Source organism: Yersinia pekkanenii (assembly GCF_001152565.1).
Taxonomy (GTDB): Bacteria; Pseudomonadota; Gammaproteobacteria; order Enterobacterales; family Enterobacteriaceae; genus Yersinia; species Yersinia pekkanenii.
The window spans coordinates 79,222-93,495 of record NZ_CQAZ01000015.1; the positions used below are offsets into that span (position 1 = coordinate 79,222).

Genomic DNA, 14,274 nt, shown 5'->3' on the forward strand with positions numbered 1-14,274 from the left:
AGCGGGTAAGAGGGAGTTTTACGTATGTCGTTACACGAAGAAAATACCGTTTTAGCAGCGGAACCTGCCAGTGCAACATTCTTGCTTGACGAGATTATGTCTCAGACGCGCATGACACCAGGCAATGACGGTTACGACATTGCTAAACAGGGCGTTGCTGCTTTTATTGCCAGTATTCTGGATACCGGAACCCACTCTGAGCCGGTTAACAAACTGTTAGTCGATAAAATGATTATTGAGCTCGACAAAAAGTTGAGTGCTCAGATGGACGAAATCCTGCATGCCAGCGAGTTTCGTGAAATAGAATCGTCGTGGCGCTCATTGAAATTGTTGATTGACCGTACCGATTTTCGTGAAAACATCAAAATCAATATCATGCATGCAACCAAAGATGAGTTGCTGGAAGATTTTGAATTCTCTCCGGAAATTATCCAGTCAGGTTTCTACAAACACGTTTATTCCTCAGGATATGGCCAATTCGGTGGCGAACCAACTGCGGCTATTATTGGTAACTATGCGTTCAACAACAGCTCGCCGGACATGAAGTTATTACAATATGTCAGTGCGGTTGGCGCGATGGCACATGCACCGTTCTTATCCAGCGTTGCACCAGATTTCTTCGGCATCAATAGCTTTACTGAATTACCGGCGATTAAAGATCTGAAATCTGTTTTTGAAGGGCCAGCCCATACCAAATGGCGTGCTCTGCGTGAGTCTGAAGATTCGCGTTATCTGGGTTTGACTACCCCCCGTTTCTTGCTACGACTGCCTTACTCTACCATTGAAAACCCAATCAAAAACTTCAACTACTATGAAGATGTCAGTCGTAACCATGAGCATTTTCTGTGGGGTAATACCGCATTTCTGCTGGCGTCGAGCCTGACAGACAGTTTTGCCAAGTATCGTTGGTGCCCGAATATTATCGGCCCGCAAAGTGGTGGCGCTGTTCATGATCTCCCGGTTCACCTCTACGAGGCTATGGGGCAGATTCAGGCAAAAATCCCAACCGAAGTTCTTATCACTGACCGTCGTGAATTCGAACTTGCGGAAGAGGGATTCATCACTCTGACCATGCGTAAAGGCAGTGATAACGCCGCATTCTTTTCTGCCAACTCAGTACAAAAACCAAAAGTATTCCCGAATACCCGTGAAGGGAAAATGGCAGAAACCAACTATAAGTTGGGTACCCAACTGCCATACATGTTCATTATCAACCGTCTTGCTCACTACATTAAAGTTCTTCAGCGTGAGCAGATTGGTTCATGGAAAGAGCGGCAGGATCTTGAGCGTGAACTCAATATCTGGCTGAAGCAGTATATCGCTGATCAGGAAAACCCACCGACCGATGTTCGTAGCCGCCGTCCTCTGCGCTCGGCTCAGATTCAGGTATTGGATGTTGAAGGTGATCCGGGCTGGTACCAGGTTGTGATGCAAGTGCGTCCGCATTTCAAATATATGGGAGCCAGTTTCGAGCTGTCACTGGTTGGTCGTTTGGATAAGGAATAACAACGATGGCTGCGCTTCTGAATTGGACTCGAGGGAGTTCTGCCAGCTTGTTTGACCGCATCCAAGGGAAGGGCTTTAGCCCTTCCCCTCATGGCCGTATTCAGGATTTATTGAATTCAATCAAACAGCATTTGAATGAAGTGCTTAATTCTCGTCCTGGCGCTTGTCAGAGTGCTGTTGGCTTGGGTGTTATTGATCTTAATGATGCGACTGCAACGTCAACCGATTTTCGAAAAAGTATTGAGCAGGCCATTAAGCACTGTATTGAGCATTACGAACCTAGAATTTCTGCCGTTGCTGTTCAATCTTTAACCAATAATGGCGATCCACTGTTATTGAGTTTCCATATTAGTGCGTGTGTTAATTTCGACAATATTGGTGATGTCGTCGAATTCAGCATCCAGTTGGATACTAACCGCCGTTACTGTTTTAGCCAGGAAGCATAATGTCGTTCGAAAAGTACTTCAGAGACGAGCTGGATTACCTCCGGCAATTAGGACGTGATGCCGCAGTTGAACGGCCTCATCTCGCCGTATTTTTATCTGAGCAAGGTTCTGATCCGGATGTTGAACGCTTACTGGAAGGCTTTGCTTTTCTGACGGGCAACCTGCGTGCAAAGATCGATGATCAGTTTCCAGAATTAACCCATGGTTTACTGAATATGTTGTGGCCGAATTACTTACGGCCAATCCCCAGTATGACCATTATTGAATATACGCCTGATGAGAGCGTCATTACTGAGGCAACTCTGATTAAGCGGGGTTGTCAGGTAATGAGCGCACCCATTATGCAACAGGGTGAGCGCAGTTCATTCACCCACAGTAATGCTCAGGTTGGGCCACAATGTATTTTTACGTTGTGCCGCGATATCTGGTTGTTCCCGATGTCTATCCGGGATATCTCAACCAATAGCAGTAATGAACAAGGTATTTTGAGTATTCAGTTCGCCTCAAAAACTGAATTGAACCTACAGGATCTGCAACTCAATAAATTGCGCTTCTATTTAGGTGAAGATAATTACACCAGCACACAACTTTATTTTTGGATTAGTCACTATTTCGAACGCGCTGAATTGGTCGTCAACGGGATCACGATACCGATGCCGGACTTTGATTTTAACCCGGTCGGTTTTGAGCGGGATGACGCCTTATTACCCTATCCGAAAAACGCCTATATGGGTTACCGCATCTTGCAGGAGTATTTCTGCTTCCCTGAAGGCTTCCTGTTCTTTGATGTTAATGGTGTCATCGATTTCCCGCCGCATTTGAATGCGAATGAATTAACACTGAATCTCTATTTTTCTCAGGCACTTCCCCCTGAAGTGAAAGTTCGTTCGACCACTCTTAGGCTAAATTGTGCCCCCGCGATAAATCTGTTTCAGCATGACAGCGAAGCGATTGATCTTGATGGTACGCAAACGGAATATCCGCTGTGTGCCAGTTATCATCATCCGGATAACTATGACATTTTTTCGGTTGATCGGGTGGATAGCTGGCTCAGTGAAAAAGGGACAACTCAGGGGCGTGCGCGTGGGCATGCCAGAGTTTATACCTCGTTTGAGAGTTTTCACCATCAGATCGAACATGCGCAAGAACGTAACGCGCTCTATTACCGTCTACGGGTAAAAAACTCACTATTCCGTAAGGGATTTGAACACTATATTTCCTTTGTGCGCAGTGATGAGTCGAAGCTGACACTAGCAGAAGAGAATGTCTCTGTCAGCCTGACGTGCACCAACCGTGAGTTACCGCTGATGTTACGTATAGGTGATATCAACCAGCCGACCAAAGAAAGCCCTTCATTCGCGACTTTCCGTAATATCACCCGGCCTTCAGTCCCCTTGTATCCTGTTATGGATGGCAGCCTGCATTGGTCGCTACTGTCCAATATGTCTTTGAACTACATGTCCTTATTAGATAAGGATGCATTGAAGCAAATCTTGCATACCTATGATTTCCCCAGCCTGCATAACCGGCAATCTGCTCGTGCGTCGCAGAAAAGACTTGATGCTATCCAGCGCATTGAGACTCAGCCTATCGACAGACTGTTCCGCGGATTACCCGTCAGAGGGGTGCAAACCACGCTCTGGCTGGAGCAACGAGCCTTCAGTTCTGAGGGCGAACTCTATCTCTTCAGTACGGTATTGGCTCGCTTCTTTTCACTGTATGCCAGCGTAAATGCGTTTCATCTTTTAAAAGTCATCAATCTTGATAATCAGGAATGTTACGAATGGCCGGTACAAACAGGTCAACACGCATTGATGTAGATGTAGATGTTGTTGAAACAGCGCCAGAAGAGCAGGCGCTGGATGTCTCACGTTATAACTTTTACCAATTGGTCGAGCTGCTCAACCAATTGGCGGTAGCGTGGCAAAATCCAGCCAGCACAGCTATCCCTGCCAATGAAGCTATCCGGTTTAAATCAACCGCCAGTCTGGCCTTTCCTACCCGGGATGTGATTGCTCTGGATACCTCTGCCCGTGGTCAGTTTGAGCTGGAGGTTTCCTTTCTCGGTTTGCACGGCAGTCAATCGCCGCTGCCCGGATATTATCTCGATTCATTAGCCTGGGAGGATGCGCAGAACGAAAATCGATTGACGGATTTTCTGAATGTATTCAACCACCGCTTGTTAACACTGCTGCATCAGATTTGGCGCAAATACCGTTACTACATCTGTTTTGACGAAGCTGGCAGTGATGCATTTTCACAACGGATGTTCTCACTGGTGGGGTTGGGCAGTGAGGTCATCCGCAACAAATTGCAGATTAACCACAGTAAAATGCTGGCCTACGCAGGGCTACTTGCCAGCCCCGGCAGAGCACCGGAAGTGATCTGTAGCCTGGTCTCACACTGTTTCAACTTACCGGATATCACGTTACACAGTTGGCAGTTACGCAAGGTTGATATTGCCCCATCACAGCAGAATCGGTTAGGGACGAAGGTAAAGGTCCGTGGCAAAAAATATGATGAAAAGTCAGTGCTTGGTGTCAATTTTTCCATTGGTTCCAGGGTTGCTGATCGTAGCGGGAAATTCTTGTTATGCATTAACACACTGACACGGGAACAGTTTCTCTCTTTTTTGCCCAACGGGGACAATTATGCACCACTAGTGATGTTTGTGGCCTTCATTATGCGTGATCAGTTTGCGTGGGATTTACGTCTTGGATTGGCGGAGCAGCAGGTGGACGGAATGGTTTTAGGCGTTAAGCAGAATACCTTGTTGGGCTGGACCAGTTTCCTCGGGCATCCCGAACAAAACCCCCACGTAACCATCAGCGTTATGGAATGACAATGAGTATTCAGGAATAGACACCATGGATAAACAACAGCCAACGTTATCATTGCGGGTCGTTAACAGCGATAAATTGGAAAGTGGTAAACAAGCCAGCAGCCTGTTTCATGCACAGGGGGGGATCGTGGGGAGTGATGATAGCCACCATTGGTCTATTCAGGATCAAGGTGGTCATATCAGCCATTCACAGTTTGCCGTCGAATGGCGTGATGGCTCTTTTTGCCTGCGGGCGTTAAATGGTTCTCTGAACATCAACCAGTCGGTACTGATACCTAATTCAGGTTTCGTTCGCCTACAGCAAGGGGATGAAATTACGCTGGGTAACCTGGTGATCAGGAGCCATATCAGCCGTTCGGCGACCGATATGCTCGATCCACTGATGGTATCACCGGAATCACTGGTATCAAGCGACAGCAACCCGATGGATGCCATGATGGAAGGGGGGGCGTCAGCTATGCCCCACCACCCACAAGACAACCGACTCGCATCGACCATTGCCAATAATTTCAGCCATGACCCCTTGCGGGTACTGGAAACCGAAAGCCTGACGACACAAAACCAGGGCGCGGGATCCTCAGATATTGACCAAACGCTGCAACAGGATCGCTATCATAACCCGCTTTTCTCTTCCCCACTTTCAGATAACACCAAGGACAGTGCCATGGATCAGGCATTTATCGATCTTCCGCAAATCAGTACGTTCCTTAACGGAAAGCCAGAAGTGCCGGAAAGTAAAATGGAGCAGCATCATGTTGCCATTACACCGTTAATGCGTGGTTTTGCGGCTCAACTGCCGATCCGTAACAGTCAGGATGCCAACGATTTTCTTGAAGAGGCCGGTAAAACACTTAAAGCAACGATAGAAGGCTTGCTGGCTTTACAGCAAAGCCAGCATGGGTTGCGTGATAAACATTTACGGCCGATTGAAGACAATCCATTGCGCCTGAATATGGATTACGACACCACCCTCAGCCTGATGTTTGCCGATCAAAAAAGCCCGGTACATCTTTCCGCCCCGGCGGCAGTGGCCGAGAGCCTGGATAACTTGCGTTTACATCATCAGGCCAATCAACAGGCCATTACGCAAGCATTGAACACCATGTTGGAGGCTTTCTCACCGGAGCGCCTGTTGACACGCTTTACACATTATCTACGCAGCAATGAGCGACAGGAACGGGATCCCGCCTGGGCGTGGGAAATGTACAAAAACTACTATCACGAACTGGCTTCCAGCCGTCAGCAGGGTTTTGAAAAGCTCTTTGGCGAAGTTTATGAGCAAGCTTATGACCGGGCCTTGCGTCAAGGCATGAAGGATAGTGAGTAATGAACAACGGCAGAGGTTATCTCCTGACGTGTACGTTGTGCATGGTGTTGTTGCTGTCAGGGTGTAGCGGTGCATGGGAAGCCACCAAGAAGGTCGGTAAGGTGGTGATGGATTCGGATATTCCGGTAGGGCCGGCATCCGATCAACCCTCAACAGTTCGGTTGATATTATTGGCAGAACCGGACATGAACCCGAATGAGAAAGGGGACGCGACCCCGATAGAAGTGGCGGTGGTGTACCTGAGTGAAAACTCCAAGCTACTGGCTGCCGATTATGACCAGCTCACCCGTGAAACTTTGGAGAAAACGCTGGGTAAAAATTATATCGACCATCAGGAATATACCTTACTGCCAGCCCAATTTAAGCCCATGAATCCCATCAAGCTGGCAGACAATAACAGCTATCTGGGGGTTATTGCTTACTATGCCGATGCCGACCGTAGTGAATGGAAGAAAATAATTAAAGTAAAAGGAATCGGCCATCACTATAACGTTTTGGTTCATGTCAGAGCGAATGATATCGAACTAAGGAAAGAGGAAGAATAACTATGCCAACTAAGAATCGAGTGATTTGGCGCGAAGGATTGTTTATCAAGCCACAGCATTTTCAGCAGCAGCAGCGGCATAACGATTATCAGGTACAACGCAGGATCATCGCCTTACAGGGTTATAGCTACGGTTTCAGTTCGCTTATCCTGAATCAGGAATTGTTGAAATTAGGCCGCATAGGATTGACGGTGGCCAGTGGAGTGATGGCGGATGGCACGGTGTTTGATATCCCTTATCAAGACCATTCACCCAAGCCTTTGGATGTACTGAATTGTAATGATGCAGCCAGCCGTGACATCTATCTGGCGCTCCCGATGTTGAACGATTCAATTAATGAAGTCGCAGGCCCGCAGGGGCAGATCCCAGGTGCTATTCGTTATCGTGAATACCGTGATGATATCCGTGATTTGCACACCGAGGGTGGCGATGTCAGCCAGTTGATGTTGGCGCAGTTAGTACCACGGTTGATGCAGGGATCAGAAGATCTCAGTGCTTATTCGGTGCTGCCGTTATGCCGGGTCAAAGAGAAAAGACCCGACGGTGCCTTAATTCTGGATGAAGAGTTTATTCCCACCTGTACCACCCTCAGTGTCTCCGCTCAGTTGAAAAGCTTTATGGATGAAGTGGAAGGTACCTTGGTTGAGCGTGCCCAACTGTTGGCAAAACGTATTGGTTCACCGGGTCAGCAGGGGATCGCTGATGTGGCTGAATTTATGATGTTACAGGTCTTTAACCGTGCTCAGCCTCTGTTCACCCATTTAGCGCATCAGGCTATTATGCATCCACAGGACTTCTACCGCCAACTGGTACAAACCTGCGGTGAGTTGCGCACCTTTACCGATGAATCCCGCTTGGCTGGTGTATTTCCGGTGTATAACCACGACAACCTGACCGACAGTTTTCAGCCGTTGTTTCTGGCTATGCGTCAGGCATTAAGTACGGTATTGACCCCACGGGCAATCTCTATTCAGTTACATATGCAGGCCCACGGTATTCGTGTGGCGACCATTAATGATCGTGACCTGTTGCGCAGTGCTGACTTTGTTCTGGCGGTGCGTGCTCAGATACCGCAGGAACAATTGCGTCGGCAGTTTGTTCAGCAAACAAAAATTACCTCACTCGAAAAAATACGTGATCTCGTCAGTGTGCAACTGCCCGGCGTGCCGTTGGTGGCTTTGTCAGCTGCACCGCGACAACTGCCTTACCACTCGGGATACACCTACTTCATGCTGGATCTGCAAAGTCCGGGATGGAAAGAAATCCAACAAAGCAACGCCATTGCCTTCCACGTTTCGGGCGATTTCCCTGATCTGGATATGCAATTCTGGGCAATCAGGAGCAGCTAATGAAAATGGATGCCGCGACCGATAGCTCCCCATTCACCACCCAGAACGCCGATACCCACTATCGGCAGTATCAGCTTGGGCTGCGTGGAGAAAGCCTGAATGTCATGGTGGATGCTGCCACGCCATTACTCGGCATGGTATTGCGCCTGAAAGATATGGAAAACCAGTCGTTGCCGGATCAGCTTTATCAGCAGGTGGTGACGGATATCCGCGCCATTGAGCAATACCTGCAAACTAAAGGTTATGAACCCGGAGCCATCATTTCTTTCCGCTATGTGTTGTGCACATTCATTGATGAAACCGCATTAGGTCAGGGTTGGAACACGCAAAATGGTTGGTTACAGCAATCGCTATTAGTGCATTTCCATAATGAAACCTGGGGCGGAGAGAAAGTGTACGTCCTGCTGGAACGTTTAATGGGAGAGCCAAAGCGTTATCAGGACTTGTTGGAATTCATCTACCTCTGTTTTTGTTTGGGTTATCGCGGTCGTTACAAAGTGACATCACAAAACAGTGATGACTTCGAAAGGTTATTCCGTCGGCTCCATCATCAGTTACATCAGTTGCGTGGTGACGCGCCACCGACGGTGCTTTATCAACAGGGGAGCCGCCAGAGTAGCCGCTATTACCTGAGTAAGCGTCTGACCATTAAACATTTGCTATGGAGTGGGTTGGGTTTGTTGGTGGTGATTTATCTGTTTTATGCCGTCCATCTGAACAACCAGACTCAGGATATTTTGCAACAGTTAAACAATTTATTGAGCTAGGGAAGCCCCGATGATTCAAATTGACTTGCCCACACTGGTAAACCGTCTTAACCCAATTGCTCGCCACGCTCTGGAAGCGGCTGCCGCACATTGTGTCAGCCAGCAGGAAGCTGAAATTACAGTTTCTCAGGTCTTGTTCCAGATGATCTCTACTCCACTATGTGATGTCAGATTGATACTGAATCATGCCGGGGTTGAGGTGGATGAGCTGCGGGAACTGCTCGATCAACGCGTTTCAGGCTATCAATCTATCACCCAGGCTTATCCGAGCTTTTCCCCGTTATTGGTGGAATGGTTACAGGACAGTTGGTTGCTGGCATCGACAGAGATGGAGCACGGCCAGTTACGCAGTGGCGTCATGTTACTGACATTATTGCTCAGCCCAATGCGTTATCTGATACCCACGGCAAGTCGATTATTATCCCCGGTTAACCGTGAGTTATTGCGCCAGGATTTTGCTAACTGGACGGCAGATTCGGCTGAAACACCACGGATAGAAAAAGGGGCCGACGGCGATAACCTGGCGGCAATAAACGGTGAAAGTTTACTTGCCCGTTATGCCAGCAATATGACTGAGCAGGCACGTAATGGTGCGCTGGATCCGGTGTTGTGCCGCGACGAGGAAATCGATCTGATGATCGATATTCTGTGTCGTCGCCGTAAAAATAATCCGATTGTGGTGGGGGAGGCCGGTGTCGGCAAAAGTGCACTGATTGAAGGTTTAGCGCTGCGTATCGTCGATAATCATGTGCCAGAAAAACTACGTAACAGTGTATTAATGACATTGGATCTTGGTGCGCTTCAGGCTGGCGCGGCAGTGAAAGGAGAGTTTGAAAAACGCTTCAAAGGCATTATGGCGGAAATAGCACAGTCCACTACGCCAATTATCTTGTTTATTGATGAAGCACATACGCTGATCGGGGCGGGAAACCAGCAGGGCGGGTTAGATATATCAAACCTGCTCAAACCCGCTTTAGCGCGCGGTGAGTTAAAAACTATCGCGGCAACCACCTGGAGCGAATACAAAAAGTATTTTGAGAAAGATGCGGCACTCTCGCGTCGTTTCCAGTTGGTTAAAGTTTCCGAGCCTGATGCTGAAGAAGCGACGATTATTATGCGTGGTCTGCGCACCGTCTATGAACAGGCTCATGGTGTACTGATCGATGATGAAGCTTTACACGCCGCGGCAGTTCTCAGTGATCGTTATATCTCGGGTCGCCAACTGCCGGACAAAGCGATCGATGTGCTGGATACGGCGGCCGCACGTGTCGCCATCAATCTGACTTCAGCACCGCGTCAGGTCTCGGCGCTGAAAAACCAGCTTCACCATCAGACGATGGAAATCGAGATGCTGGAGCGGGAGCTGCGTTTGGGCTTGAGCCGCCCGGATGAGCGTTTAGCGGTTCTGAAACAACAGCAAGTGGCAATAGAACAACAGCTCACCGAACTGAATGCGGGTTGGGGGAAACAGCAACACCTGGTACAGCAGATCATCGCTCTGAGAGCGGTTTTGTTGGCGCAAGAAGAGATGGCGACAAATGAACAAGTCGCCAGTTTGACAGAACTCGGAGATGAGCTAGCACAGTTACAGCAACATCAGACGTTAGTCTCACCACATGTGGATAAAAGTCAGATAGCGGCGGTGATTGCTGAATGTACCGGAGTGCCGTTAAATCGCCTTTCCCAGAGTGAATTAGCGGTCGTCACAGAACTGCCATCTTATCTTGGTCAGCAGATTAAAGGGCAGGATATGGCTATCCATTGTCTGCACCAACACATGTTGACGGCAAGAGCCGACTTACGCCGCCCAGGTCGCCCGATGGGGGCCTTTTTGTTGGTGGGGCCAAGTGGGGTCGGTAAAACAGAAACCGTGTTGCAGATAGCTGAACTGCTCTATGGTGGTCGTCAATATCTCACCACCATCAATATGTCTGAATTTCAGGAAAAACATACTGTTTCCCGCCTGATTGGCTCCCCGCCGGGCTATGTCGGCTATGGCGAAGGGGGGGGTCTGACTGAAGCTATTCGCCAGAAGCCTTACTCGGTAGTACTGCTCGATGAAGTCGAAAAGGCGCATCCGGATGTCCTTAACTTATTTTATCAAGCTTTTGATAAAGGGGAGCTGGCTGACGGCGAAGGCCGCATCATTGATTGCAAGAATATCGTGTTTTTCCTAACTTCCAATCTGGGATACCAGACCATTGTCGATAATGCTGAAAATCCTGGCCTACTCAATGAGCAACTTTATCCTGAATTAGCGGAATTCTTTAAACCGGCGTTGTTGGCCCGGATGGAAGTCGTTCCCTATCTGCCTCTTGGCAAGGAAACATTACAAACGATTATTCACGGCAAACTGGGGCGTTTGGATAGGTTGCTACGTCAACGTTTTAACGCTGAAGTCGTGATTGAACCTGAGGTTATTGACGAAATATTACGCCGTGCCACCCGAGCTGAAAACGGCGCGCGTATGCTTGAATCAATTATCGATGGTGCTCTGTTACCGCCAGTTTCCCTGCTGTTATTGCAAAAAATGGCCGCCAATACAGTTATCAGCCATATCCGGATTGCGGTAGAGGGGAATGTGTTTACCGCACAGGTTGAGGATGCGATATGAGACAACGGCTAAAAAGCGTTCTTGCATTACTGGATAATGACTCAATCGAACAGCTTATCTACCGTTTTCTGGAGGTTAATCATCGTCGGCAAAGGTTTAGTGCCCTGATGGTGTCGATGTTTAATGCCAGTGAAGGGCGTCTTGATTGCTACCGTCAGCCTGATGAAAACCAGTGTATCTCCCTGAAACTGGATGCGGATATTGAAGATATCAATCATCCGTTGGTTCAGGTCTTACGCAATGGCGTGCCCGAGATATGGGACAATTTGTGCCAGGGGGTGCGTATCGAAAATAACGACTTCCGTGGTTTTATTCAGGCGCTGCCAAACGAATGCGGGTTGTATGCCATGCCGTTGTTTGATGTTCAGGGACGAGCCTGTGGTGTCATTGCCGTTTTTTCCGAGAACATCGAACGTTTTGCCGATACGCGCGGAATTTTTGGTATTTATTGCCATATTTTCCAGCATCGCCTGAACAAATTGCAGGAGATGGCACACCTGAGATCGCAATTAAGCCAGATTCGCACGGTATTTAAAGCACAGCGACAACGTGAAAAACAATTAGATGAGCTATTGGTTTCGCTCAGCACTGCGGATGCCAACACTGTGCCTGGACTCTCTCAGGACTACAGCAAAATAGACAACCTGACCGAAGCGGTAGAAGCGTTGGAATGTGCGGTATTGATGCAACGTCAACGCCAGTACGGCAATGATAAAAACCGTATTGCTGCCAGCCTGGGGATCGCGCCACGCACCCTGGGCTATAAGCTAGCGAAATACAGGTGTCAGATATGAATACGTGGTTATTGATTAGTTCGTTGCTGTTTTCCAGCCCCCATAGCAGTACATTTTGGGACATGGGATTTAGCCCATCGACGATGACAGAAAGTGATAGTGGAAAGATGGCGCTGGTGATGCGTTGTCGCAGTGAAAGCTCGGCGCTGGTGCGGCTGGATTGTTACGATAATGCACTGTCCTCGCAGCCTGAGATAAAAGCCAGCACGCAGAATACCGGCCCGGCGTGGCAGAGGGCCATGAGTCATGAAAAAGGGCGAACGGATCACTCCACCACATTTCTGGTGACCGAAGGGGAAGGCATAAATCCACGGGTCATTATCACTACCCCTGCTATCGGCGTTCCCCCTCCTCGACCGGTGCTGATGCTGAGCTGTATTGACAACATCACCCGCCTGCAAATTGCGCTGGCCAGGCCACAAAAAGAGGCTTCAGTCACCTTGACCACTAACAATAGTCGTTTTGATGTGCACTGGTTCCTGCGTGAAAACGGCTATTTGCTTGAGTCCAGCCGTGGTCTGGCGGGTATTGATGAGATTAAGCGTTTGATGTCGGCTAACACACTGACTATCGAAGGGACAAACAGCACTTTCCCCCGACTGACATTTAATCTTTCTCAATTGACGCCAGCATTGAAATCGCTGCGTCGCGCCTGTCACTGGTGAGGTATATGGATATTACGTTACAACATCCCTGGCACGCACTCCTGCGGACGCCTTTGTCACCTGAACAGACCGCACTGCCACTGGCCGATGATAACCCGCAATGGGAATATATCGACGGCCAAATGGTTAAATTGGGGTCGCTGGCCCATTCCACGCTGAATATTAATGAGATTCAGCAACTGGCCATAGTGCTACTGTCAGAGAAAAGTAAAGATTTTCGGTTGATGGTGCATTTGCTCCGTACCTTGCAGCATGCCGGTGAGCCGGATGAACTGATGCTGGCTATCTCGTTACTGACCGAATACGTCCAGTTGTTTTGGCAGGAAACATGGCCACAGAATCCATCCCATAAACGGCGATTTGCCCAACAAATACTGAAGCGTTTTGACAGCGCTGCGGGCAGCTTTAGCCTGCGAGCGAACGCGGCTCAACGCGAAAATGTACAAGGATTATTGGCACATTTAGCGCAGGTTTGGCATGGCAGTGAACCGGGTCTGGCCACCGAGGTGGATGGGTTACGTACCCGCTATATGCGACAACCCGAGCGGTTTGTCGAGACGGTGGTCCCTGACGAACCACGGCCACCTACCACCGGTGTCGCTGCCACGAGCACAACAGTTGCCAGTCCAAGTATGACCATTGATAGCTCTAATGATAAAGCCTGGCGGCAGACGGTGCTGAAAATGGCGGATTTGTTATGTGAGCTTCAGCCTGATGTGGCGATGGGTTTCCGGTTGCGACGCCATGCCGTATGGGGGGGATTGACTGCGCCACCGATGGCACAAAGTGATGGCCGAACCCCGCTGGCTGCTGTTTCTGCCGATCGGATCGCCGATTATTTAGTGCAGTTGGCCAATGCTGATTTGTCGTTGTGGCAGCAGGTGGAACAGAGCCTGACACTTGCGCCTTATTGGCTTGATGGACATGTACTTTCGGCGAAAATTGCGGTGCGGCTGGGCTATGAACAGGTTGCTCAGGCTATCAATGATGAACTCAGCGATTTTTTGGCCCGCATTCCCGCATTAAAAACCCTCTTTTTTACGAATATGACCCCCTTTATTTCCGCTGAGTCCACCGTCTGGTTACAGCAGAATTCGGGGCATCAGCGCGGCAGTAGCACTCTTGAACAGGATGAAATTTGGCAATGCTATCAACAGCAAGGATTGGAAGCCGCGTTACAAATGTTAGATCGGCAACCGCAGCAATCCGAACCCCGGGACCGTTTTTACCATCAATTGCTCAGCGCACAGTTGTTCGAAAAAGCAGGATTAACCGCACTGGCGCAGCAGCACTACCACAACTTATTACAGGTGGGGCAGCAATTGCAGTTAAGCGAATGGGAGCCGGCGTTGATCGCGTTGCTAACAGAAAAGCAGCGACAGCTCACACCGTGCTAGCCATGGAATGGAATAGGAGTGT

The 14,274-nt window shown here is 49.0% G+C and carries 12 protein-coding genes; all 12 read left to right on the forward strand.

The features are described 5' to 3' along the window. Positions 1-24 precede the first annotated feature (24 nt). The 12 genes from tssC to tssA are packed head-to-tail and all read left to right on the forward strand — an operon-like array spanning position 25 to position 14,252. On the forward strand, positions 25-1,506 hold the full coding sequence (gene tssC, locus AEP37_RS09670; protein WP_049612767.1) for a type VI secretion system contractile sheath large subunit: 1,482 nt from the start codon (positions 25-27) through the stop codon (positions 1,504-1,506). A gap of 5 nt (positions 1,507-1,511) precedes the next feature. Next, on the forward strand, positions 1,512-1,952 hold the full coding sequence (gene tssE / locus AEP37_RS09675) for a type VI secretion system baseplate subunit TssE (protein ID WP_049612768.1): 441 nt from the start codon (positions 1,512-1,514) through the stop codon (positions 1,950-1,952). Continuing rightward, positions 1,952-3,772 carry a type VI secretion system baseplate subunit TssF gene (tssF, locus tag AEP37_RS09680; RefSeq protein WP_049612770.1) on the forward strand — a complete coding sequence of 607 codons (1,821 nt, stop codon included), beginning with the start codon at positions 1,952-1,954 and terminating at the stop codon, positions 3,770-3,772. The genes tssE and tssF overlap by 1 nt, the downstream gene beginning before the upstream one ends. Further along, positions 3,736-4,794, forward strand: coding sequence for a type VI secretion system baseplate subunit TssG (tssG, locus tag AEP37_RS09685; protein WP_049612772.1), 1,059 nt, complete (start codon positions 3,736-3,738; stop codon positions 4,792-4,794). The genes tssF and tssG overlap by 37 nt, the downstream gene beginning before the upstream one ends. A 25-nt stretch (positions 4,795-4,819) precedes the next feature. Beyond that, complete coding sequence (tagH, locus tag AEP37_RS09690) at positions 4,820-6,121, forward strand: type VI secretion system-associated FHA domain protein TagH (RefSeq protein ID WP_049612774.1); 1,302 nt, start codon at positions 4,820-4,822, stop codon at positions 6,119-6,121. Continuing rightward, positions 6,121-6,666, forward strand: a complete 546-nt coding sequence (gene tssJ, locus AEP37_RS09695; protein WP_049612777.1) for a type VI secretion system lipoprotein TssJ — start codon at positions 6,121-6,123, stop codon at positions 6,664-6,666. Before tagH ends, tssJ begins: the two co-directional genes overlap by 1 nt. Before the next feature lie 2 nt (positions 6,667-6,668). Then, positions 6,669-8,015 (forward strand): type VI secretion system baseplate subunit TssK, encoded by a 1,347-nt coding sequence (gene tssK, locus AEP37_RS09700; protein ID WP_049612779.1) that lies wholly within the window; start codon positions 6,669-6,671, stop codon positions 8,013-8,015. Then, on the forward strand, positions 8,015-8,782 hold the full coding sequence (icmH, locus tag AEP37_RS09705; RefSeq protein ID WP_082170749.1) for a type IVB secretion system protein IcmH/DotU: 768 nt from the start codon (positions 8,015-8,017) through the stop codon (positions 8,780-8,782). Before tssK ends, icmH begins: the two co-directional genes overlap by 1 nt. A 10-nt stretch (positions 8,783-8,792) precedes the next feature. Beyond that, entirely contained in the window at positions 8,793-11,396 is a 2,604-nt protein-coding gene (gene tssH / locus AEP37_RS09710; protein ID WP_049612780.1) for a type VI secretion system ATPase TssH, read from the forward strand. Continuing rightward, positions 11,393-12,190 carry a helix-turn-helix domain-containing protein gene (locus tag AEP37_RS09715; RefSeq protein ID WP_049612782.1) on the forward strand — a complete coding sequence of 266 codons (798 nt, stop codon included), beginning with the start codon at positions 11,393-11,395 and terminating at the stop codon, positions 12,188-12,190. Before tssH ends, AEP37_RS09715 begins: the two co-directional genes overlap by 4 nt. Then, a complete protein-coding gene (vasI, locus tag AEP37_RS09720) occupies positions 12,187-12,855 on the forward strand; it encodes a type VI secretion system-associated protein VasI (protein WP_049612784.1) in 669 nt (222 codons plus the stop codon). The genes AEP37_RS09715 and vasI overlap by 4 nt, the downstream gene beginning before the upstream one ends. A 5-nt stretch (positions 12,856-12,860) precedes the next feature. Continuing rightward, the gene (gene tssA / locus AEP37_RS09725; protein ID WP_049612786.1) at positions 12,861-14,252 is read left to right on the forward strand and encodes a type VI secretion system protein TssA; all 1,392 of its coding nucleotides are present in this window, start codon (positions 12,861-12,863) and stop codon (positions 14,250-14,252) included. The last annotated feature ends 22 nt before the right edge of the window (positions 14,253-14,274 follow it).

Coding starts and splice junctions, on each gene's coding strand:
- vasI (WP_049612784.1), top strand. CDS start 12,187: ATGAATACGTGGTTATTGATTAGTTCGTTGCTGTTTTCCAGCCCCCAT.
- AEP37_RS09715 (WP_049612782.1), top strand. CDS start 11,393: ATGAGACAACGGCTAAAAAGCGTTCTTGCATTACTGGATAATGACTCA.
- tssK (WP_049612779.1), top strand. CDS start 6,669: ATGCCAACTAAGAATCGAGTGATTTGGCGCGAAGGATTGTTTATCAAG.
- tssE (WP_049612768.1), top strand. CDS start 1,512: ATGGCTGCGCTTCTGAATTGGACTCGAGGGAGTTCTGCCAGCTTGTTT.
- tssC (WP_049612767.1), top strand. CDS start 25: ATGTCGTTACACGAAGAAAATACCGTTTTAGCAGCGGAACCTGCCAGT.
- icmH (WP_082170749.1), top strand. CDS start 8,015: ATGAAAATGGATGCCGCGACCGATAGCTCCCCATTCACCACCCAGAAC.
- tssJ (WP_049612777.1), top strand. CDS start 6,121: ATGAACAACGGCAGAGGTTATCTCCTGACGTGTACGTTGTGCATGGTG.
- tssA (WP_049612786.1), top strand. CDS start 12,861: ATGGATATTACGTTACAACATCCCTGGCACGCACTCCTGCGGACGCCT.
- tagH (WP_049612774.1), top strand. CDS start 4,820: ATGGATAAACAACAGCCAACGTTATCATTGCGGGTCGTTAACAGCGAT.
- tssH (WP_049612780.1), top strand. CDS start 8,793: ATGATTCAAATTGACTTGCCCACACTGGTAAACCGTCTTAACCCAATT.
- tssF (WP_049612770.1), top strand. CDS start 1,952: ATGTCGTTCGAAAAGTACTTCAGAGACGAGCTGGATTACCTCCGGCAA.
- tssG (WP_049612772.1), top strand. CDS start 3,736: ATGGCCGGTACAAACAGGTCAACACGCATTGATGTAGATGTAGATGTT.